The sequence below is a fragment of the Streptomyces sp. NPDC047453 genome (genome assembly GCF_040643155.1).
GTDB lineage: Bacteria > Actinomycetota > Actinomycetes > Streptomycetales > Streptomycetaceae > Streptomyces.
On the sequence record NZ_JBEYTS010000010.1, the window covers coordinates 171997 to 193408 of the forward strand.

Genomic DNA, 21412 nt, shown 5'->3' on the forward strand with positions numbered 1-21412 from the left:
CCGCCCCGCCAGGCACCGGTCTACGCCGCCGGTCCCGGACGGCGCCGTCTCCGCGTCCGCGGGCCGCCGTAGCAGGCGGGCGGGCCGCCGTCGGGATCCTCGGCCAGGAGGATGCCGCCGAGCACCGCTCCGGTGGCGCCGGCGGACGGGTCGGTGGTGGCGGTGTACGGGTTGCCGTGCAGGCGTACGTCCTGCTCCGCGAGGTCGCGGGCCTGGCGGGCCAGGGTGTCGGCGGTCTGCGGGTCGGTCGGCAGGAGGCGCAGCGCCTCCGCCAGCCGGATGCGGGCCGTGGCACCGACCGCGGCCCGGTGCGTGCCGACGAAGTCGTCGGCGGCGGCGACGGCGCTGCGCGCGACGAGTTCCTCGGCGGCCGACAGGACACCGGCCCGCCGGGTGCCGACCGGTGTGGTCGCCCGTACGATCCGCCGCAGCGCGTCCAGCGGGTCGTACGGCCCCGCGGCCGGCTCGGCGTGTACGCGTACGTGGGCCAGCTCCAGGTCGGCGTGCGTGACGCGGGCGCGCAGCTCACCGGCGGCGACGTCGGCGGGGACGGCCGCCGAGGACGCGCCCGGCACGAGGGCGGGTGCCTCGTCGGAGGCGGTGGCCGTTTCCGGAGCCGGGCCGTCGGCCGTACGCTGCGCGGGCTTGCGGGACTTGGCGGATTTCGGGGGGCCCGGGGCGGGCGCGGTGGCGTGGTCCGGGTCGCCGGTCACTTGCGCGGCGGCGGACTCGGCCGCTCGCCGGATCGCCTCGAGGTCCGCCTCCGCGCCGCTGAGCGCCGCAGGTACGAGTCGCTCCGCGGTCGACAGCTCCTCGGCCAGCCGCTCGACGCCGTGCACGAACACCGCGATCTGGGCGACCGCGCCCTCGGCCACGCGCAGGTGACAGGCGGCGGCCCGGGGGTTCCCCGAGTCTGCCGACTGGCGGGCCCGGTTCAGCCGGGAGGTGGCCAGCAGCAGCCGGTCCCTGGCCTGCTCCACGTGTCCCGTGACGGATGCGACGGCTGCCGGCCCGTACCGTTCGCGGAGCCCGGCGACGGTCGAGGCGGCGGTCGCCGTGCGCCCCGCCAACGTCCGGAACCGCGCCTCGGCGACCTCCAGCGCCTCACCCGGTCCCCCCCGCTCCAGGCCACGCAGTTCGTCGAACGCGGCGGCCTCCGCGTCCAGCAGCCGCCCCGCCTCCTCGCAGCGCCCGACCACGCCGGCCAGCGCCTGTCGCCGGGCGGCCGCGTCCGCGGGGACCCCGTGGTCGTATCGCTCCCGCATCCGGCAGGCGGCGGCGAGCTCCGCCTCCGCCTCCCGCACCGCCCGTGCGAACGGCTCGACGGCCGCCGCGCCGAACCGCGCCTCGGCGAAGCCGAGTTCCTCCCGGCTGGTGCGTACCCAGTCGTCCGCGAGGGGGATCAACTCCGTTGACCTGCCGCTGAGTTCACCGGACGGCGGTGGCGACCGCCGCAGCGCGGGGGCCGGGGAGGGACCGCCACCGGGGGTCGTACGGGTCCTGGCCCGCCGGGTCCGTCGGACGTACCCGTACCCGGCGAGCACCCCCGCCGCGCCCACCGCCACGAGCGGCAGGGCGAGATAGCCCGGCGACGTCTCGTCCTGCCGCGGCGCGGCGGTGGCGGCCACCGGACAGGTCTGGGGGAGCGCAACCGCGGCGCCGCTGTTGGTCGTCATCCCCGGAAGCACCAGCCACACGAGGCCCGCCGCGCCGCACAGCACGGTGTGTGCCACCCGCCCCGGCAGGCGGTGGGTCGCGCGCCGCGGCCGGGCCGCCCGGAACACCGATGCCGTCACATTCGGGAGCGTATGACCGCCCGAGCGGCCACGCGACCGGGCCGCGGCACTGGTGGGGCCGACGGGACTCGGCAACGCGGGAGGGGACACCAGCATGAAGAACACCACCGGCAGACAGGAAACGTCCGACACGGGAAGCGGGACCGGCACCCCCGGCGGGGAGGACGCGTCCGGTACGGACGACGCCACTGGCGGTCGGGAGACCGCTGGCGCGGAACCGGCGTCCGGCCCCGGGAGCGAGACCGGTACGGGCGACACCGGCGGCCAGCTCGACACCCCCGGCGCGGAGAGCCGGACCGGCAGGGCCGGTACCACCGGCGTGGAGAACGCCTCCGGCACGAATGGCATCACCAGCGGTCGGGAGACCGCTGGCGCGGAGTCGGCGTCCGGCGCGGGGAGTGCGGCTGGTACGGGCGACACCGACGGCACGCACGACAGCCCCGGCGCGGGGAGTACGTCCGGCGGGGCCGGTGTCACAGGCGGAGAGGACGCGTCCGGTACGGACGGCATCTCGGGTGGGCCGAAGGCCGCCGGCGCGGGGAGTGCGAGCGGTACGGGTGGCAGCAGCGGCACGCACGACAGCCCCGGCGCGGACGGCGCGAGCGGCAGGGTCGGGATCACCGGGGGAGAGGACGCGTCCGGCACGGGCGACATCACCGGCGGGCGAGGGACCGGTGGCGTGGGGAGCGCGTCCAACGCAGAGAGCACGACCGGCACGGGCGGCACCACCGCCGGGCACGAGGTCGCCGACGCGCAACGTACCGCGGACACGACGCCCTCCGACCCCGGCCAGGGGCGCGCTGGTCCGCCGTCCCGGCGGCGCCGTGGGCTGCGTCGGGTTCGTCGTGTCGCCCTCGGTGTCGTCCTGCTGCTGGTGTTGCCGCTGCTCGCCGCCGAGACCGCCCTGCGGGTGAACCACACGGGCGACCCCGCCGACGGGACGTACACCAGGGGCCAGGACGCGATCTGGCTGGGCCACGCCTGGGTGGACGGCCGGAAGAAGGACGCCGATGTCGCCGCCCTCGCCCGGCGGCTGCGCGGCACCGGGATCCGTGACCTGTATGTGCACGCGGGGCCGCTCGAACACGACGGCATGCTTCCCAAGTCCTCCTACCCCAGAGCCCGTTGGCTGATCCCCGCCGTGCACCGCGCGCTGCCCGGCGTCCGCGTGCAGGCCTGGCTCGGCGACGAGCTGGCCACCGAGAGCCCGGACGGGATGCGGCTGGAGCGGGCCGAGACGCGCGCGGCCGTGGTCACCTCCACCCGCGAGATCCTGGCGGCCGGTTTCGACGGCGCCCACTTCGACCTGGAGCCGCTGCACTCCGGCGACCGCGACTACCTCGGCCTCCTCGACGACCTGCGCGCCGTCACCCGAGCCCACGGCGTCCCCCTGTCCGTCGCCGCCCACCAGATCGACCCGCTGCCCGCCTTCCACTCCCTGTGGGGCACGCTCACCAACCACCCCAAGTGGTGGTCGCAGGCGTACTTCGCCCAGGTCGCCCGCCGCGTCGACCAGATCGCCCTGATGTCGTACGACACCATGCAGCCGCTGCCGAGCCTGTACGGCGGCTACGTCGCCCAGCAGACCTCCCTCGCCCTGGAGGTCACCCCGCCCACGACCGACCTGCTGATGGGCCTGCCGTTCTTCCACGACAACCGCTTCGGCCACCGCGCCTCCGCCGAAACGGTCCCCGCCGCCGTCCGCGGCGTCCGCCTCGGTCTCTCCCGCACGGACGCCGGCCGCGAGCGCTTCGGCGTCGCCCTGTACGTCGACTTCGCCGCCACGGAGGACGACTGGACCGCGTATAGGGAAGGCTGGACCGACCTGTCATGATCACGGCGTCGATGGGAGGATGAGCGGTATGCACTCGATGGCGATGGGGACGACCGCACTGGCCCTCGTGGTTGTGGCGGGAGTGGCAGTGATCGGGATCCTGGGGATCACGATCGGTCGGGTGCCGCCGGTCGGCCGGAAAAAGGTCCTGCGGCCCAGGCTGTGGGGGTACGGCACACTGACCGCTGCCGTCGGCATGGGCGCGTTCCTGTGCCTCGGCCCGCTCAGCAGCAGGCCGGCCGCCCACTTCGACCTCGCGCTGGTGGGCATGGCCGTGTTCTTCCTGGGCTCGTTCCTTCAGTACCTGTCCCGGCGCCCCGCCCGCACGGACTCCCTGAACCGCCCCTAGGACGACCGCCGCCCGATCTTCGAGCCCAGCCACACCAGCGGGTCGTACTTGCGGTCAACCGTCCGTTCCTTCAGGGGGATCAGCGCGTTGTCGGTGATCCTGATGCCCTCGGGGCAGACCTCCGTGCAGCACTTGGTGATGTTGCAGTAGCCCAGGCCGTGGTCGTCCTGGGCCGCACGCTTGCGGTCCAGGCCCGAGTCCGCGGCGGCGTCCAGCGGGTGCATGTCGAGTTCGGCGACGCGCATCAGGAAGCGGGGGCCCGCGTACGCCCGCTTGTTGTCCTCGTGGTCGCGTACGACATGGCACACGTCCTGGCACAGGAAGCACTCGATGCACTTGCGGAACTCCTGCGGCCGGTCCACGTCCTCCTGGAACATGCGGTACTCGCCGGGACCGAGACCGGCCGGCGGGACGAAGGCCGGGACCTCGCGCGCCTTGGCGTAGTTGTAGCCGACGTCCGTCACCAGGTCGCGGACGACCGGGAAGGTCCGCAGCGGGGAGACGGTGATCGTCTCCTCGGGCTCGAAGACCGACATGCGGGTCATGCACATCAGCCGGGGCCGCCCGTTGATCTCCGCGGAGCACGAACCGCACTTGCCCGCCTTGCAGTTCCAGCGCACGGCGAGGTCCGGCGCCTGGGTGGCCTGGATCCGGTGGATGATGTCCAGGACCACCTCGCCGTCGTTGACCTCGACCGCGAAGTCCTCCAGGCCCCCGTCCCGAGCGTCACCCCGCCACACCTTGAAGCGGGCCTCATAGCTGCTCACTCGTACAGCTCCTCTTCGGCGAGGTACTTGACCAGCTCCTCCTTCTCGAAGAGGGCGAGCAGGTCGGGGCGGATGGGTTCGGTGGTCTCCCGGGAGAGGGCGATCTGGCCGCGCACGGGGTCCGTCGCCGCCAGCCCGCCCGTCGGGTCGGTCAGCCGGCACAGCAGGTTGATCCGGCGCCAGGCGCGCTCCATCGACGGGCAGTCCTCGCGGGTGTGCCCGCCGCGCGACTCCGTGCGCTCCAGCGCGGCCCGCGCCACGCACTCGCTGACCAGCAGCATGTTCCGCAGGTCGAGCGCGAGGTGCCAGCCGGGGTTGAACTGCCGGTGCCCCTCGACCCCGGCCCGCCGCGCCCGCACCCGAAGCTCGCCGAGCTTCTTCAGCGCCTGCTCCATCTCGCCCTCGCGGCGGATGATGCCGACCAGGTCGTTCATGGTCTGCTGGAGTTCCTGGTGCAGGGTGTACGGGTTCTCCGGCGGCCCGTCGACCGGTTCCCCGCCCTGCGCGCCCTCCGCCGAGAACGGCCGCAGCGCCTCCGCGGCCGCCGCGTCCACCTGGGCGCCGTCCACGGCCGGGCGTTCGCGCGCCGCCCCCTGCGCGTACTCGGCCGCGTGCCACCCGGCCCGGCGGCCGAACACCAGCAGGTCGGACAGCGAGTTGCCGCCGAGCCGGTTGGAGCCGTGCATGCCGCCCGCGACCTCCCCGGCCGCGAACAGCCCCGGCACCCCGCGGGCCGCCGCCGTGTCGGAGTCGACCGCGATGCCGCCCATGACGTAGTGGCAGGTCGGCCCGACCTCCATCGGCTCCGCCGTGATGTCGACGTCGGCCAGCTCCTTGAACTGGTGGTACATCGAGGGCAGCCGACGCCGGACGACCTCGGCCGGCATCCGTGTCGACACGTCGAGGAACACCCCGCCGTGCGGTGAGCCGCGGCCCGCCTTGACCTCGGAGTTGATCGCGCGGGCGACCTCGTCCCGGGGCAGCAGCTCCGGCGGGCGCCGGTTGTGCTCCGGGTCCTCGTACCAGCGGTCCGCCTCGTCCTCCGACTCGGCGTACTTCTCCTTGAAGACGTCGGGGATGTAGTCGAACATGAACCGCTTGTCCTCGGAGTTGCGCAGCACCCCGCCGTCGCCGCGGACCGACTCGGTGACGAGGATGCCCTTCACCGACGGCGGCCAGACCATGCCCGTCGGATGGAACTGCACGAACTCCATGTTCAGCAGCGGCGCCCCGGCGAGCAGCGCGAGCGCGTGTCCGTCGCCGGTGTACTCCCACGAGTTGGACGTCACCTTGAACGACTTGCCGATGCCGCCGGTCGCGATGACGACCGCGGGCGCCTCCAGCACGAAGAAGCGGCCGGACTCGCGATCGTAGGCGAAGACCCCGCAGACACGGTCACCCGCGGCGGAGCCGCTGTCAGGCGCGGTCTTGAGGATCCTCGTCACCGTGCACTCCTGGAAGACCTTCAGACGGGACTCGTAGTCCCCGGTCTCCCTCTTGTCCTCCTGCTGCAACGAGACGATCTTCTGCTGGAGCGTCCGGATCAGCTCCAGGCCCGTACGGTCGCCGACGTGCGCCAGGCGCGGGTACTCGTGCCCGCCGAAGTTGCGCTGCGAGATCCGGCCGTCCTTCGTACGGTCGAACAGCGCGCCCCAGGTCTCCAGCTCCCACACCCGCTGCGGCGCCTCCTGCGCGTGCAGTTCGGCCATCCGCCACTGGTTGAGGAACTTGCCGCCGCGCATGGTGTCGCGGAAGTGGACCTGCCAGTTGTCGTGCTCGTTGACGTTGGCCATGGCCGCCGCGATGCCACCCTCGGCCATCACCGTGTGCGCCTTGCCGAACAGCGACTTGCAGATCACCGCGGTACGCGCCCCGCGCTCGCGCGCCTCGATCGCGGCCCGCAGCCCGGCGCCGCCCGCGCCGACCACGACGACGTCCCACTCCTGCCGGTCCACCACGGACATCACAAGGCCCCACTCGTCGTACTCATCAGAAGAACCGCGGATCGTCGAAGACGCCGGAGGCGACCAGGTACACGTAGAAGTCGGCGAGCGCCACGCTGAACAGCGAGGCCCAGGCCAGCTGCATGTGGCGGCCGTTCAGCCGGCTCACGAACTGCCAGAGGCGGTAGCGCACCGGATGCTTCGAGAAGTGCTTGAGCTTCCCGCCCACGATGTGCCGGCAGGAGTGGCAGGAGACCGTGTACGCCCAGATCAGCAGGATGTTGACCAGGAAGACGACGGTGCCGAGGCCCATGTGGCCCCAGCGGTAGTGCTGGTCGCGGAAGGCCAGCACGGTGTCGTAGGTCAGCACGCCGGCGACCAGGATCGCCGCGTAGAAGAAGTACCGGTGGACGTTCTGCAGGATCAGCGGGAAGCGGGTCTCACCGGTGTACTTCCGGTGCGGCTCGGCGACCGCGCAGGCCGGCGGGGACGCCCAGAAGCCCCGGTAGTACGCCTTGCGGTAGTAGTAGCAGGTCAGCCGGAAGCCCAGCGGGAAGATCAGGATGATGATCGCCGGGGAGATCGCCCACCAGCTGCCGAACAGGTCGGCGTTGGGTCCCGCGTGCATGGTCCGGCAGTTCTGCGCCAGGCACGGCGAGTAGAACGGCGAGACGTACGGCGCCGCGTAGTAGTGCGCGTTCGCGAAAGCCCGCCAGGTCGAGTACACGACGAACGCGAACAGTCCGGCCGCGGTGGCGGCGGGCGCCAGCCACCAGCGGTCGGTCCGCAGATGCCGGGCGGCGATCGCGGCCCGCCCGGGGGAGCGGACACCGCCGCCGAGCGGATGGGGTTGTGTGCCGGGAGGTTCCGTACCTGTGGCCAATGCGGGACGCACCTTCCTGTCGGGCTCGCCTCCGGGGCACTGGAGCCGGTGTCGAGCCCCTTCGGGTCATACGCGGTCGGTTCAGGGGGCGTGGCGGTCGCGGGCGCCGAGTCCCTCGTCGTCCGAGTCCGTCCACAGGGAGACGTCGTAGGGAGCGTCGGAGATGGTGACGAGCGAGGGCCGCTGGGGGGCTGCCTGGCCCTGGGAGGCCTCGCGCAGCAGGGCGACGCTCTCCCGCAGGTGGTCGGCGTCGGTACGCACGCGGCGTATCTCCAGCCCGCCACCGAGTTGCTGCTCCAGTCGGCCCACCGACCGCAGCAGATCGTCGAGGGCTCGCTGGACCGACGTCAGGTCGTCGTGCACGGACATGACGTGACCTCGCTTCCATGGGCGTACAGCCCTAGGCGGCAACGTTCATGCGCCTGCGAGTGTCGCGCGTCACACCTGTCGGTGTGAAGGGATGTGCCGCGATTGGCGGATTGCACATCCCACACGCACGCCCGCACGCGCTCTGTGTGCGCCGGGGACCACGTGCGCCGAACGGGTGACCTTCCGGACCCGCTCCGCCGTGTCGCCTCCGGCTGACGAACCCTTTCCCCTTCAGTGGGCTGTAGATCTGATGAACACCAAAATACCGCCAAATGCGATCAAACCCCACCCGTGCCACCGGCGGGAGCGGCTCCACGGAGGTAGCACAGATGTCCTACGACGGTGTCCGTCCGCGCGCGGTCATGCGCTCGGCCGCCTTCCTGACCGCCGGCGCCCTCGCGGTGCCACTCCTCGCCGGCTGCGGCTCGGACGACGAGGGCAGCAAGCCGCTGGCCGCCCAGGACATCGCGCCCGCAGCCCGCAAGCAGATCGCCGACGGAGGCAGGCTGCGCTGGGCGGTGGACGCGATGCCGCAGACACTGAACGCCTTCCAGGCGGACGCCGACGCCGGCACCACCCGCATCGCCCAGGCGGTGCTGCCCACCATGTTCCGGCTCGACGCGAACGGCCACCCGCAGCCCGACGCCGACTACCTGGACTCCGCCCGGGTGGTCGAGACCGAGCCCAAGCAGGTCGTCGTCTACCGGCTCAACCAGCAGGCCGTCTGGAGCGACGGCCGCGAGATCGGCGCCGCCGACTTCGCCGCCCAGTGGCGTGCCCTGTCCGGCAAGAACTCGGCGTACTGGACCGCCCGCAACGCCGGGTACGACCGCATCGAGAAGATCGAGCGCGGCGCCAACGACCTGGAGGTCCGGGTCACCTTCGCCCGCCCCTACGCCGACTGGCGGTCGCTGTTCTCGCCGCTGTACCCCAAGGACGTCATGGGCACCGCGAACGCCTTCAACGACGGCGCCCGCAGGAAGCTGGCGGTCAGCGCCGGACCGTTCGCCGTGCAGAAGATCGACACCAAGACCAAGGACGTCGTCCTCGGCCGCAACCCGCGCTGGTGGGGCCATCAGGTCAAGCTGTCCGAGATCGTGCTGCACGAGGTGCCGCGCGACAAGCGGGCCGCCGCCCTCGCCGAGGGTTCCGTGGACGTGGCCGACATCGACCCCGCCGACGTCCCGCGGATCACGTCCGCCGGCGCCCGGGGCGGCAGCCCCCTCCACGGCCCGGCCGGCGGCCGCACCGCCGCCAGGGCGCTGCTCTCCTGGGCGGTGCTGCACGGCTCCGACGACAAGGCCGCCGACCGCGAGCGCCGCGCCCTGGCGGCGGAGCGCACGTCGCTCACCACATACCTGCGGCAGCAGCAGGTGCTGCGCGACTTCCAGGTGCGCAAGTCGCTGGAGCCCGCGTACACCCAGCTCGCCCTCAACGGCTCCGAGGGCCCCCTGGCCGACGAGCGCGTCCGCCGCGCGGTGGCGCACGCGCTGGACCGCAAGGAACTCGCCGAGATCGTCCTGAAGCCGCTCGGCCTGCCCCCGGTCCCGGTCGGCAGCCACCTCGCCGTGTCCGGCCAGAACGCCTACGCCGACAGCAGCGACGCCCTCGGCGGCCAGGACGCCGCCCAGGCGCGGGACCTGCTCGCGGACGCCGGCTGGGTGCCCGGCCCGGTCAAGGAGCAGAAGGAGCCCAAGAAGCCCGCGAAGCCCGAGAAGCCCGACAAGGCGGCCGGCGGCGAGGGCCACCACGGCTCACAGAACTCCGCCGGGGACGGCGACGGGACGTACATCGTCGGCCGGAACGACCACGTGGAGGACGGCAAGGCACCCGGCCCGAGCGAGCAGGAGCGGGACCACGAGGACCAGCAGGAGCAGCGCGGGCCGGGCGACGAGGGCGCCAGGCAACTCGCCCAGGACGGCAGGCAGTACACGAACGACCACCTCAAGCAGGGCAGCGCGCCCGGTGCCTACGCCCCCAAGGGCACCGCCGCGCCGCGGCCCGGTGCCGCCGCCGGGCCGCTGGCCAAGGACGGCAAGCCGCTCATGCTGCGCTTCGTGGTCCCCTCCGGCCCCGGCTCGGACACGCTGCGCAAGGTGGCCGACCGGGTCACCGCCATGCTCAAGAAGGTCGGCGTCGGCACGGAGATCACCAGGGTCCCCGACGAGAGCTACTTCCGGGACCACATCGCCTCCGGGCAGTTCGACCTCGCGCTGTACTCCTGGCCCGCCTCCGCCTGGCCGGCCACCGACGCCCGCCCCATCTACGCCAAGCCCGTACCAGCCGCCGACGGCTCCCTGAACGTCCAGCAGAACTACACCCGCGTCGGCACCGACCAGGTCGACCAGCTCTTCGACCAGGCCATCACCACCCTGGACGAGGGCGAGCAGGCCGGCCTGCTGCGCAAGGCCGACGCCCGCATCTGGGCGGCGGCCGGCTCGATCCCCCTCTACCAGCGCCCCCAGCTGACGGTCGTCCGCAAGAACCTCGTGAACGTCGGGGCCTTCGGTTTCCAGACCCCCGTCTACGAGGACATGGGCTTCCTGAAGAAGGGGGCGAAGCCGTCGGGCGGCGCGTCGCCGAAGGGTTGAGACCGGCAGGCCACGGCGGGAGAGCCGCGGTCGGGCGACCTCCGAGGGCCCGTCGGCCCCGGGGGTCGCCGCCCTTTTCGGGAGAAGCCTGATGTGTGATCGCGCGGACACACTCCGCGTTTTGGCGGGCGCTTGCCCCGCCCTTTTTTCGGGCGTACCCCGGCGGCCCGTACCATGGGTTGAGGCCGTGGCGTGTCGCGCCCGGCAGGGCCCGCGTAACACCGACGTACGCGCAGGTCGTCCGCACACTTCGGGAGTACGCCTCACTATGGCCACGCGCCACGACATCCGCAACGTCGCCATCGTCGCCCACGTCGACCACGGCAAGACCACCATCGTCGACGCCATGCTGAAGCAGGCCGGCGCCTTCGCCGCGCACCAGCTCGACCAGGTCGACGAGCGCATGATGGACTCGAACGACCTGGAGCGTGAGAAGGGCATCACGATCCTCGCCAAGAACACGGCGGTGAAGTACCACCCCAAGGACGGCGGGGAGCCCATCACGATCAACATCATCGACACCCCCGGCCACGCCGACTTCGGCGGCGAGGTCGAGCGCGGCCTGTCGATGGTCGACGGCGTCGTCCTGCTCGTCGACGCCTCCGAGGGCCCGCTGCCGCAGACCCGCTTCGTGCTGCGCAAGGCCCTCCAGGCCCGGCTGCCCGTGATCCTCTGCATCAACAAGACGGACCGGCCCGACGCCCGGATCGACGAGGTCGTCAACGAGGCCTACGACCTGTTCCTGGACCTGGACGCCGACGAGGACCAGATCGAGTTCCCGATCGTCTACGCGTGCGGCCGGGACGGCATCGCCTCGCTGACCAAGCCGGAGGACGGCACGGTTCCCTCCGACTCCACCAACCTGGAGCCGTTCTTCTCCACGATCCTCCAGCACATCCCGGCCCCCGTCTACGACGAGGCCGCCCCCCTCCAGGCGCACGTCACCAACCTCGACGCGGACAACTTCCTCGGCCGTATCGCGCTGCTGCGCGTGGAGCAGGGCGAGCTGCGCAAGGGCCAGACGGTCGCGTGGATCAAGCGCGACGGCTCCGTGCAGAACGTGCGGATCTCCGAGCTGATGATGACCGAGGCGCTCACCCGCAAGCCCGCCGAGAAGGCCGGCCCCGGTGACATCTGTGCCGTCGCGGGCATCCCGGACATCATGATCGGTGAGACCCTCGCGGACACCGAGAACCCCGTCCCGCTGCCGCTGATCACGGTCGACGAGCCGGCGATCTCCATGACCATCGGCACCAACACCTCCCCGCTGGTCGGCCGCGGCGGCACCGGCAAGGGCGCTGACGCGAAGGCGGCCGTGAAGGACCGCAAGGTCACCGCCCGCCAGGTCAAGGACCGCCTGGAGCGCGAGCTGATCGGTAACGTCTCGCTGCGCGTCCTGGACACCGAGCGCCCGGACGCCTGGGAGGTGCAGGGCCGCGGCGAGCTGGCGCTGGCCATCCTGGTCGAGCAGATGCGCCGCGAGGGCTTCGAGCTGACCATCGGCAAGCCGCAGGTGGTCACCAAGGAGGTCGACGGCAAGGTTCACGAGCCGGTCGAGCGCATGACGATCGACGTGCCCGAGGAGCACATGGGCGCCGTCACGCAGCTCATGGGCGTGCGCAAGGGCCGGATGGACAACATGTCCAACCACGGTTCCGGCTGGGTCCGCATGGAGTTCGTCGTGCCCTCCCGGGGCCTGATCGGCTTCCGCACCGAGTTCCTGACCCAGACCCGCGGCACGGGCATCGGCCACTCGATCCACGAGGGTCACGAGCCCTGGTTCGGCGCGCTCCAGACCCGCAACAACGGCTCCCTGGTCGCCGACCGTTCCGGTGCCGTCACCGCGTTCGCGATGACGAACCTCCAGGAGCGCGGCGTGCTCTTCGTGGATCCGGGCACCGAGGTGTACGAGGGCATGATCGTCGGTGAGAACTCCCGCTCCGACGACATGGACGTCAACATCACCAAGGAGAAGAAGCTCACCAACATGCGGTCGTCGTCGGCCGACTCGTTCGAGGCGATCGTCCCGCCGCGCAAGCTCTCCCTGGAGCAGTCGCTGGAGTTCTGCCGCGACGACGAGTGCGTCGAGGTGACCCCGGAGGCGGTCCGCATCCGCAAGGTCGTCCTCGACCAGCGCGACCGCGCCCGCGCCGCCAGCCGCGCCAAGCACAGCTGAGGAACGGCCGGGGCCGCTCCCCGGCCCGTCCTCGCTTCCTGGCGCCCACCCGGCGGTACGCGGGTGGGCGCCTGTTTCCCGCCGGTCGGCGACCGGCGGCCCGGTACAGGGTTTTCCCTATAACGGGGCGTCAGATCTGGCCTCCGAGCCCCACCTGTGGAAGCTTCGCCAGTGTCGTCATGTCCGGAATCCGCGGCTCGGCCGCCCTCGCGCGGCCCGTGAGACAGCACCGGTGGTGCCGGCATGGGCTCAACCACCGGTCGGCGCAACCGGTTTTCCCTCTCCCCTGTCCGCTATCCGGACAGCGAAGCCCGATAGTTGTGTAACAAGTCCGTTTCGCTGTGATCTTTCACGAAACCCTTTGTCCGGATTTTGGGAGAAGTAGACGCCAGGTGTGATCGAACCGAAACCTTGAAGGTGTGGTTCGTTCCCGTTCGGATGGCAGATAGTTAGGCGCGTAGAGCTCGGATTAACGGGTCACGCGCTGCAGACGGCGACGACTTGCGAGCGCGGGGGGCACCTGACGATTTCAGGCACCGGTAACGGTGATGCGTCACGTGTCCCTCCATGCGGTGAACCAATGGACTCATGAGGAGGAGCCCCATGCGTGGTGCCAAGAGCGCCAAGTGGGTTGCGATGGCCGCGGTTGTGGCGCTGGGCGCGACGGCCTGTGGCGGCGGTGGCGGCAGCGACAAGGGCAGCGGCGACAAGGCCGCGATCGACCCGAGCGGCAAGTTCTCGGTCGAGGTCGGTGAGCCGCAGAACCCGCTGCAGCCGGCGAACACCATGGAGTCCAACGGCAGCATTGTCATCAAGTCGCTCTTCTCCGGGCTCGTCGACTACGACCAGAGCGGCAAGACCGTCTACGTCAATGCCCAGTCGATCGACTCCACGGACAACAAGACCTTCACGGTCAAGCTGAAGCCCGACTGGAAGTTCCACGACGGCAGCCCGGTGACCGCGGCGTCCTACGTCAAGGCCTGGAACTGGGCGGCGAACCCGGCGAACAAGCAGACCAACAGCTTCTGGTTCTCCGACATCCAGGGCTACGACGACGTCGCCCCGGCCAAGGGCAAGCCCAAGGCCGACAAGATGTCCGGTCTGAAGGTCGTCGACGACACCACCTTCACGATCACGCTGACCAAGCCGATCCCGTACTACGTGTACAAGCTCGGCTACGAGGTCTTCAACCCGCTGCCGGAGTCCTTCTACAAGGACCCGAAGGCCGCGGGCGAGCACCCGATCGGCAACGGCCCGTACAAGTTCGTCAGCTGGCAGCACAAGAAGCAGATCGAAGTTGCCAAGTACGACGACTACAAGGGCCCCAACGCCGCCAAGAACGGCGGTGTGATCTTCAAGAACTACAGCAACCTCGAGACCGCCTACGAGGACCTGAAGTCGGGCAACGTCGACGTGCTGCGCCAGGTCGCGCCGAAGGACCTGCCGGTCTACAAGCAGGACCTCGGCGACCGCGCGGTGGACCAGGCCTACTCGGCGATCCAGAGCATCGCCGTGGCCTACTACACCAAGCAGTGGAAGGACATCGACCCCAAGGTCATCCAGGGCCTGTCGATGGCGATCGACCGCGACACCATCACCAAGACCGTGCTCCAGGGCACGCGTGAGCCCGCCACCGGCTGGGTCGCCAAGGGCGTTATGGGCTTCCAGCCGAACGCCGCCGGCGACGTCACCAAGTACGACCCGGCCAAGGCCAAGGAGCTCATCAAGGAGGGCGGTGGCGTTCCGGGCAACTCCATCTCCATCCAGTACAACGCCGACGGCGGCCACAAGGAGTGGGTGGAGGCGGTCTGCAACTCCATCACCAACGCCACCGGTGTGAAGTGCGTGGGCGACTCCAAGGCCGACTTCCAGGCCGACCTGAACGCGCGCCAGAACAAGCAGGTCAAGTCGCTGTACCGCTCGGGCTGGGTGCTGGACTACCCGTTCAACGCCAACTTCCTGCGTGACCTGTTCGGCACCAAGTCGGACGGCAACCAGGGTGGCTTCTCCAACAAGACCGTCGACAAGGACATCGCCGCTGCCGACAGCGCGAGCTCCCTGGAGGAGTCGGAGAAGAGGTACCAGGAGCTCGAGAAGAGCCTGGTGAACTACATGCCGTCCATCCCGCTCTGGTACTACAAGGTCAACGCCGGCTACTCGGAGAAGGTCAGCGGAGTCCAGTACGACCAGCAGGGTGACCCGGTCCTGACCGGCGTTCAGGTCAAGAAGTAACCACAAACAGCCCGTTCGTCCCGGGGCGCGGAGTACCGCGCCCCGGGGAACGGCAGCGGCTGGGGGGCCCTTTCCGCACGTACCGTTCATCGGTGCGTGCGGAAGGGGCCTCGTCGGCTGCCGCTGTGACTGACATGGAGGCACGATGGGGCGCTACGTCGCACGACGACTGCTCCAGATGATCCCGGTGTTCATCGGGACAACTCTGCTGATCTTTCTCATGGTCTATGCCCTGCCCGGTGACCCCGTGCGAGGGCTGTTCGGCGACAAGGGCGGAAGCCCCCAGGTGATCGCCGCACTGAGACATGAGTACGGCCTGGACCAGCCGATCCTGGTGCAGTACTGGCACTACATGCGGGACATGGTCCTGCACGCCGACTTCGGCACGCAGATCGCCAGCGGACGGCCCGTCACGTCCGTGCTCGGAGAGGCGTTCCCGGTCACCCTGCGTCTGGCCGGACTGGCCTTCGCCCTCGAGGTCGTCCTGGGCCTCGCCCTGGGCATCGTGGCGGGTCTGCGGGCCGGGCGCGCCACGGACACCGTCATCCTGCTGATCACGCTGCTGCTGATCTCGGTCCCGGTGTTCGTCCTCGGCTACATCCTCAAGGTCGTCTTCGCGTTCAACCTGAACTGGCTGCCGCCGAACGTCAACGACGACACCAACCTCAACGAGTTGCTGATGCCGGCCATCGTGCTGGCGACCGCGTCCCTGGCCTATGTGACCCGGCTCACCCGCACCTCGATCGCCGAGAACCTGCGCGCCGACTACATCCGCACGGCCATCGCCAAGGGCCTGCCCAAGCGCCGCGTGGTGGGCGTCCACCTCATGCGCAACTCGCTGATCCCGGTGGTCACCTACCTCGGCGCCGACATCGGTGCCCTGATGGGCGGTGCCGTCGTCACCGAGGGCCTGTTCAACATCCAGGGCATCGGTGGCACGATCTACCAGTCGATCGTGCGCCGCGAGGGCACCACCCTCGTCGGTCTCGTGACCATCCTGGTGCTCGTGTACCTCATCGCCAACCTGCTCGTCGACCTGCTCTACGCGGTCCTTGACCCGAGGATTCGCTATGCCTGACGTGACCCAGACCGACCTCAAGTCCGGTGCGGCCGACCCCGCCGCCGCCGAGACCGCGGTGGCGCTGACCGAGGCGAAGCCGGAGAAGGCCCGCAGTCTGTGGGGCGACGCCTGGCAGGACCTGCGCCGCAGCTGGATCTTCATCGTCTCGGCGGTGCTGATCGTCTTTCTTTTGACGATCACCTTCTTCCCCGGGCTGTTCACCAGTGTCAACCCGGCCTCGGGTGACCTGGCCAAGCACTTCCTCCAGAAGCCGAAGCTGGGCAACGTCTTCGCCCCGGACTGGCTGGGCTACGACCAGCAGGGCCGCAGTGTCTACGCGCGTGTCGTCTACGGCACGCGGGCTTCGGTGGCGGTCGGCTTCGGCACCACCCTCGCGGTGACGCTCGTGGGCGGCCTGATGGGCATGATCGCCGGTTACTTCGGCGGGATCACCGACTCGGTGATCTCGCGGCTGACCGACGTGTTCTTCGGCATCCCGTTCCTGCTCGGCACGATGGTCGTGCTCAACTCCTTCCAGGCCCGCACGACCTGGGTCGTCATCGGCGCGCTGAGCTTCTTCGGCTGGACGCAGATCGCCCGCGTGATGCGCGGCGCGGTGATCACGACCAAGCAGTCCGACTACGTGCACGCCGCCAAGGCCCTGGGCGCGAGCACCCCGCGCATCCTGTTCCGGCACATCCTGCCGAACACGATGGCCCCGGTGATCGTCGTCGCCACCATCTCGCTCGGCATCTACATCGTCGCCGAGGCGACCCTGTCGTACCTGGGCCTCGGCCTGAACGGTGTGTCGTGGGGCAACGACATCTCCGACGGCGGCAACCAGATCCGTGTGGCGCAGCACATCATGCTCTACCCGTCGATCATGCTCATCATCACGGTGTTGTCGTTCATCATGCTCGGTGAGGCTGTACGCAACGCCCTCGACCCGAAGACGCGCTGAGGGAGGCGTACGTGACCACCATCGAAGAAGTCGTACCCGTGCCCTCGCCCCGCGAGAGCGGGGCGGACGGCGCACCACTGCTCGAAGTGCGCGACCTGCACGTCGAGTTCCACACCCGTGAGGGTGTCGTCAGGGCCGTCAACGGCGTCAACTACAGCGTGGCGGCGGGCGAGACGCTCGCCGTGCTCGGTGAGTCGGGCTCCGGCAAGTCCGTGACGGCGCAGGCCATCATGGGCATCCTGGACATGCCCCCGGCGAAGATCCCGCAGGGCGAGATCCTCTTCCGGGGCCAGGACATGCTCACGATGTCCGCCGAGGACCGCCGCAAGATCCGCGGCCGCCGCATCGCCATGATCTTCCAGGACGCGCTCAGCTCGCTGAACCCGGTTCTGACCGTCGGCTACCAGCTCGGCGAGATGTTCCGCGTGCACCAGGGCCTGTCCAAGAAGGAGGCCAAGGCCAAGGCGATCGAGCTGATGGACCGGGTGAAGATCCCGGCCGCCGCGGCCCGTGTGAACGACTACCCGCACCAGTTCTCGGGCGGTATGCGCCAGCGCATCATGATCGCCATGGCGCTGGCCCTGGAGCCGGACCTGATCATCGCCGACGAGCCGACCACGGCCCTCGACGTGACGGTCCAGGCCCAGGTCATGGACCTCCTCGCGGAGCTCCAGCGCGAGTACAACATGGGCCTGATCCTGATCACCCACGACCTCGGCGTCGTCGCCGACGTCGCGGACAAGATCGCCGTGATGTACGCGGGCCGGATCGTGGAGCAGGCACCGGTCCGCGAGCTGTACAAGCGCCCGGCGCACCCGTACACGCGAGGCCTGCTGGACTCGATCCCGCGCCTGGACCAGAAGGGCCGGGAGCTGTACGCGATCAAGGGTCTGCCGCCCAACCTGCTCCGCGTTCCCAGCGGTTGTGCGTTCAACCCGCGCTGCCCCAAGGCCCAGGACATCTGCCGCGAGCAGATCCCGGACCTGCTGCCGGTCACCGAGCAGGACGGCGGCGAACTGGCGGGCCGTGCTTCGGCGTGCCACTTCTGGAAGGAGACGATCCATGGCTGAGCCCACGAAGCTCGCGAAGGACGACGAGCCGACGGACGAGGCCACGCCGAACGTCTCCGAGGTCGAAACCGTCGAGGCGACCTCCGAGGAGGAGGCTGTCGCGGCTCTCGACGCGCACGTCGCGCGCGGCGAGCCGATCCTCCAGGTCCGCAACCTGGTCAAGCACTTCCCGCTGACCCAGGGCATCCTGTTCAAGAAGAGCATCGGCGCGGTCAAGGCGGTCGACGGGATCTCCTTCGACCTCTACCAGGGCGAGACCCTCGGTATCGTGGGCGAGTCCGGCTGCGGCAAGTCCACCGTCGCCAAGCTGCTGATGAACCTGGAGCAGGCGACCGCCGGCGAGATCTTCTACAAGGGCCAGGACATCACCCGGCTGTCCGGGCGGGCGTTGAAGGCCGTGCGCCGGAACATCCAGATGGTGTTCCAGGACCCGTACACCTCGCTCAACCCGCGTATGACGGTGGGCGACATCATCGGCGAGCCCTTCGACATCCACCCCGAGGTGGCCCCGAAGGGCGACCGGCGCCGCAAGGTGCAGGAGCTGCTGGACGTCGTCGGCCTCAACCCGGAGTACATCAACCGCTACCCGCACCAGTTCTCCGGCGGTCAGCGCCAGCGCATCGGCATCGCCCGTGGCCTCGCGCTCAACCCCGAGGTCATCATCTGCGACGAGCCGGTCTCGGCGCTGGACGTGTCCGTCCAGGCGCAGGTCATCAACCTGATGGAGCGACTGCAGGACGAGTTCAACCTCTCCTACATCTTCATCGCGCACGACCTGTCGATCGTCCGGCACATCTCGGACCGCGTGGGCGTGATGTACCTCGGCAAGATGGCCGAGATCGGCACCGACGAGCAGATCTACGACCACCCGACGCACCCCTACACCCAGGCACTGCTGTCGGCAGTCCCGGTGCCGGACCCGGAGGCCCGCGAGCACCGCGAGCGGATCATCCTCACCGGCGACGTGCCGTCCCCGGCCAACCCGCCCTCGGGCTGCCGCTTCCGCACCCGCTGCTGGAAGGCCCAGGACAAGTGCGCCGAGGAGGTCCCGCTGCTCGCCGTGCCCGAGCGCTTCAAGGGCTCGGACTCCCTGGCGGCCCACGAGTCGGCCTGCCACTTCGCCGAGGAGAAGGACGTCGTCGGCGCGGCCTGACCCTCTCATGGCACACTCCCGGTTCCCGGCGTCCCTCCAGGCGCCGGGAACCGGCGTTTTTCCGGCTGAGGCGAGGACGGGCGGATGCTGCACCACGTCGAACTCTGGGTTCCCGACCTGCCCCGCGCGGTCCGCTCCTGGGGCTGGCTGCTGAGCAGCCTGGGGTACCACCCCTACCAGGAGTGGGAGCACGGCCGCAGCTGGCGGCTGGGACCGACGTACCTGGTGGTCGAGCGGTCACCGGCGATGCGTGACGACGGCGGACACGACCGGACTCGTCCCGGCCTCAACCACCTCGCCTTCCACGCGGGCACCACGGCCCGGGTCGACGCGCTGATGCGCCAGGCGGCCGCACACGGCTGGTCGCCGCTCTTCACCGACCGCTACCCGCACGCCGGCGGCCCCGACCACTACGCGGGCTACCTCGCCGACGCCGACGGGTTCGAGGTGGAGCTGGTGGCCTCCGGCGTCGAGCCGGCCGGCTGACGCGGGCGCCTGGCGGCGTTGGCGCGTCCGCGTGGAGTGGAGCCTCCATCGGTGCGGCGAACATCGGATATGCGGCTTATGTGCTGATATATCTCAGGTCACCGCATCCCGAGGAGGCACCCATGCGCGGAGTCGCGCGCGCTACCGCGGGGGCGTTGGGGGCCGTGCTCGTCCTCGCAGCCTGCGGGGGCGGGGGAACCGGCGTCGGTGCCAAGGCGCTGACCGCGTCCTGGGGAGACCCGCAGAACCCGCTGGAGCCGTCCAACACCAACGAGGTGCAGGGCGGCAAGGTGCTCGACATGGTCTTCCGCGGGCTGAAGCGGTACAACCCGAAGACCGCCAAGGCCGAGAACATGCTCGCCGAGCGCATCGACACCACCGACTCGCGGCACTTCGCCGTCACCGTCAAGAACGGCTGGCGGTTCAGCAACGGCGAGCCGGTCACCGCCAGGTCCTTCGTCGACGCCTGGAACTACGGCGCGAGCCTGCGGAACAACCAGAAGAACGCCTACTTCTTCGGCTACATCGAGGGCTACGACAAGGTCCACCCCAAGAGCGGACAGCAGAGCGCCGACACCCTCTCCGGGCTGAAGGTCACCGGCCCGCGCACCTTCACCGTCACCCTCGACCAGAAGTTCTCCACCTTCCCCGACACCCTCGGCTACGCCGCCTTCGCCCCGCTGCCCCGCGCCTTCTTCACGCACCACGCAGCCTGGCTGGACAAGCCGGTCGGCAACGGCCCGTACACCATCGAGTCGTACACCAAGGGCGCGCAGATGACCCTCAGGAAGTGGGACGGCTACCCCAGTCCGGACAAGGCCCGGAACGACGGCGTGACCCTGGTGGTCTACACCGACAGCAACACCGCGTACACCGACGTGCTGGCCGGCAACCTCGACCTCGTCGACGACATTCCCGCCGGCCAGCTCAAGAACGTGCGAACCGACCTGGCCGGCCGCTACATCAACAGCCCGGCCGGCATCCTGCAGACACTCGCCTTCCCGTTCTACGACCCGAAGTGGAACACCAGCGGGGCGCGCAAGGTCCGCACCGGCCTGTCCATGGCCATCAACCGCAAGCAGATCACCGAGACCATCTTCCGCAACACCCGCACCCCGGCCACCGACTGGACCTCCCCGGTCCTCGGCACGGCCGGCGGCTACAAGCCGGGCCTGTGCGGCCATGCCTGCGACTACGACCCCGCCGCGGCCAGGAAGCTGGTCCAGGAGGGCGGCGGACTCCCCGGCGGCCAGGTGAAGATCACGTACAACGCGGACACGGGCTCGCACAAGCAGTGGGTGGACGCCGTGTGCAACTCCATCAACAACGTGCTCGGCAACGACAGGGCGTGCGTCGGCAACCCGGTCGGCACCTTCGCCGACTTCCGCAACCAGATCGGCCGGCACCGGATGACCGGACCCTTCCGGGCCGGCTGGCAGATGGACTACCCGCTGATCCAGAACTTCCTCCAGCCGCTGTACTACACGGACGCCTCCTCCAACGACGGCAAGTGGTCCGACAAGCAGTTCGACCGCCTCGTCGACCGGGCCAACGCCGAGTCCGACAGGCACCGGGCGATCGGGCTCTTCCAGCAGGCCGAGGGCGTCGTACGGGACAACATGGCCGCCATCCCGCTGTGGTACCAGAACGGCAGCGCCGGCTACTCCGACCGGCTGCACGACGTGGCGCTCAACCCGTTCAGCGTCCCCGTCTACGACGAGATCAGGGTCGGCTGATCCGGC

General features: G+C 70.2%; 16 protein-coding genes. 11 read left to right on the forward strand and 5 right to left on the reverse strand.

Going from position 1 to position 21412, the window contains the following annotated elements:
• Nucleotides 1–20: 20 nt before the first annotated feature.
• Complete coding sequence (locus tag ABZ818_RS12650; protein ID WP_361413202.1) at nucleotides 21–1796, reverse strand: hypothetical protein; 1776 nt, start codon at nucleotides 1794–1796, stop codon at nucleotides 21–23.
• A 616-nt stretch (nucleotides 1797–2412) separates the two neighbouring features.
• On the opposite strand from ABZ818_RS12650, the gene ABZ818_RS12655 reads away from it, so the two are divergent.
• A complete protein-coding gene (locus ABZ818_RS12655; RefSeq protein WP_361413239.1) occupies nucleotides 2413–3630 on the forward strand; it encodes a hypothetical protein in 1218 nt (405 codons plus the stop codon).
• A 19-nt stretch (nucleotides 3631–3649) separates the two neighbouring features.
• Nucleotides 3650–3979: a hypothetical protein gene (locus ABZ818_RS12660; RefSeq protein WP_361413203.1), complete on the forward strand. Its 330-nt coding sequence runs from the start codon at nucleotides 3650–3652 to the stop codon at nucleotides 3977–3979.
• Here the strand turns inward: ABZ818_RS12660 and ABZ818_RS12665 are convergent.
• The 4 genes from ABZ818_RS12665 to ABZ818_RS12680 all read right to left on the reverse strand — a co-directional run bounded on the left by ABZ818_RS12665 (nucleotide 3976) and on the right by ABZ818_RS12680 (nucleotide 7941).
• Nucleotides 3976–4746, reverse strand: a complete 771-nt coding sequence (locus ABZ818_RS12665) for a succinate dehydrogenase/fumarate reductase iron-sulfur subunit (protein WP_361413204.1) — start codon at nucleotides 4744–4746, stop codon at nucleotides 3976–3978. The two genes, ABZ818_RS12660 and ABZ818_RS12665, sit on opposite strands and share 4 nt — an antisense overlap.
• Entirely contained in the window at nucleotides 4743–6710 is a 1968-nt protein-coding gene (locus ABZ818_RS12670) for a fumarate reductase/succinate dehydrogenase flavoprotein subunit (RefSeq protein WP_361413205.1), read from the reverse strand. The genes ABZ818_RS12665 and ABZ818_RS12670 overlap by 4 nt, the downstream gene beginning before the upstream one ends.
• Nucleotides 6711–6735: 25 nt before the next feature.
• Nucleotides 6736–7572 (reverse strand): hypothetical protein, encoded by an 837-nt coding sequence (locus tag ABZ818_RS12675; protein ID WP_361413206.1) that lies wholly within the window; start codon nucleotides 7570–7572, stop codon nucleotides 6736–6738.
• An 81-nt stretch (nucleotides 7573–7653) separates the two neighbouring features.
• Nucleotides 7654–7941: a hypothetical protein gene (locus ABZ818_RS12680; protein ID WP_361413207.1), complete on the reverse strand. Its 288-nt coding sequence runs from the start codon at nucleotides 7939–7941 to the stop codon at nucleotides 7654–7656.
• A gap of 329 nt (nucleotides 7942–8270) precedes the next feature.
• Here ABZ818_RS12680 and ABZ818_RS12685 point away from each other — a divergent pair, with 329 nt between their 5' ends.
• From ABZ818_RS12685 to ABZ818_RS12725, 9 genes are all read left to right on the forward strand, one after another.
• The gene (locus ABZ818_RS12685; protein WP_361413240.1) at nucleotides 8271–10532 is read left to right on the forward strand and encodes an ABC transporter family substrate-binding protein; all 2262 of its coding nucleotides are present in this window, start codon (nucleotides 8271–8273) and stop codon (nucleotides 10530–10532) included.
• A gap of 268 nt (nucleotides 10533–10800) precedes the next feature.
• Nucleotides 10801–12708, forward strand: a complete 1908-nt coding sequence (gene typA, locus ABZ818_RS12690) for a translational GTPase TypA (RefSeq protein WP_361413208.1) — start codon at nucleotides 10801–10803, stop codon at nucleotides 12706–12708.
• Between the two features lie 603 nt (nucleotides 12709–13311).
• On the forward strand, nucleotides 13312–14940 hold the full coding sequence (locus ABZ818_RS12695) for an ABC transporter substrate-binding protein (protein ID WP_361413209.1): 1629 nt from the start codon (nucleotides 13312–13314) through the stop codon (nucleotides 14938–14940).
• A 145-nt stretch (nucleotides 14941–15085) separates the two neighbouring features.
• Nucleotides 15086–16018, forward strand: a complete 933-nt coding sequence (locus ABZ818_RS12700; RefSeq protein ID WP_361413210.1) for an ABC transporter permease — start codon at nucleotides 15086–15088, stop codon at nucleotides 16016–16018.
• On the forward strand, nucleotides 16011–16961 hold the full coding sequence (locus tag ABZ818_RS12705; RefSeq protein ID WP_361413211.1) for an ABC transporter permease: 951 nt from the start codon (nucleotides 16011–16013) through the stop codon (nucleotides 16959–16961). Before ABZ818_RS12700 ends, ABZ818_RS12705 begins: the two co-directional genes overlap by 8 nt.
• 11 nt (nucleotides 16962–16972) lie before the next feature.
• A complete protein-coding gene (locus ABZ818_RS12710) occupies nucleotides 16973–18031 on the forward strand; it encodes an ABC transporter ATP-binding protein (RefSeq protein WP_361413212.1) in 1059 nt (352 codons plus the stop codon).
• The gene (locus tag ABZ818_RS12715) at nucleotides 18024–19184 is read left to right on the forward strand and encodes a dipeptide ABC transporter ATP-binding protein (protein WP_361413213.1); all 1161 of its coding nucleotides are present in this window, start codon (nucleotides 18024–18026) and stop codon (nucleotides 19182–19184) included. The genes ABZ818_RS12710 and ABZ818_RS12715 overlap by 8 nt, the downstream gene beginning before the upstream one ends.
• A gap of 84 nt (nucleotides 19185–19268) precedes the next feature.
• Entirely contained in the window at nucleotides 19269–19670 is a 402-nt protein-coding gene (locus ABZ818_RS12720) for a VOC family protein (protein WP_361413214.1), read from the forward strand.
• A gap of 122 nt (nucleotides 19671–19792) precedes the next feature.
• Nucleotides 19793–21406, forward strand: coding sequence for an ABC transporter substrate-binding protein (locus ABZ818_RS12725; protein ID WP_361413215.1), 1614 nt, complete (start codon nucleotides 19793–19795; stop codon nucleotides 21404–21406).
• The last annotated feature ends 6 nt before the right edge of the window (nucleotides 21407–21412 follow it).

What these genes read in the sequence shown, in the direction of transcription:
- ABZ818_RS12695 (WP_361413209.1), top strand. Translation starts at nt 13,312, where the DNA reads ATGCGTGGTGCCAAGAGCGCCAAGTGGGTTGCGATGGCCGCGGTTGTG.
- ABZ818_RS12705 (WP_361413211.1), top strand. Translation starts at nt 16,011, where the DNA reads ATGCCTGACGTGACCCAGACCGACCTCAAGTCCGGTGCGGCCGACCCC.
- ABZ818_RS12660 (WP_361413203.1), top strand. Translation starts at nt 3,650, where the DNA reads ATGAGCGGTATGCACTCGATGGCGATGGGGACGACCGCACTGGCCCTC.
- ABZ818_RS12680 (WP_361413207.1), bottom strand. Translation starts at nt 7,941, where the DNA reads ATGTCCGTGCACGACGACCTGACGTCGGTCCAGCGAGCCCTCGACGAT.
- ABZ818_RS12685 (WP_361413240.1), top strand. Translation starts at nt 8,271, where the DNA reads ATGTCCTACGACGGTGTCCGTCCGCGCGCGGTCATGCGCTCGGCCGCC.
- ABZ818_RS12725 (WP_361413215.1), top strand. Translation starts at nt 19,793, where the DNA reads ATGCGCGGAGTCGCGCGCGCTACCGCGGGGGCGTTGGGGGCCGTGCTC.
- ABZ818_RS12670 (WP_361413205.1), bottom strand. Translation starts at nt 6,710, where the DNA reads ATGTCCGTGGTGGACCGGCAGGAGTGGGACGTCGTCGTGGTCGGCGCG.
- typA (WP_361413208.1), top strand. Translation starts at nt 10,801, where the DNA reads ATGGCCACGCGCCACGACATCCGCAACGTCGCCATCGTCGCCCACGTC.
- ABZ818_RS12720 (WP_361413214.1), top strand. Translation starts at nt 19,269, where the DNA reads ATGCTGCACCACGTCGAACTCTGGGTTCCCGACCTGCCCCGCGCGGTC.
- ABZ818_RS12715 (WP_361413213.1), top strand. Translation starts at nt 18,024, where the DNA reads ATGGCTGAGCCCACGAAGCTCGCGAAGGACGACGAGCCGACGGACGAG.
- ABZ818_RS12700 (WP_361413210.1), top strand. Translation starts at nt 15,086, where the DNA reads ATGGGGCGCTACGTCGCACGACGACTGCTCCAGATGATCCCGGTGTTC.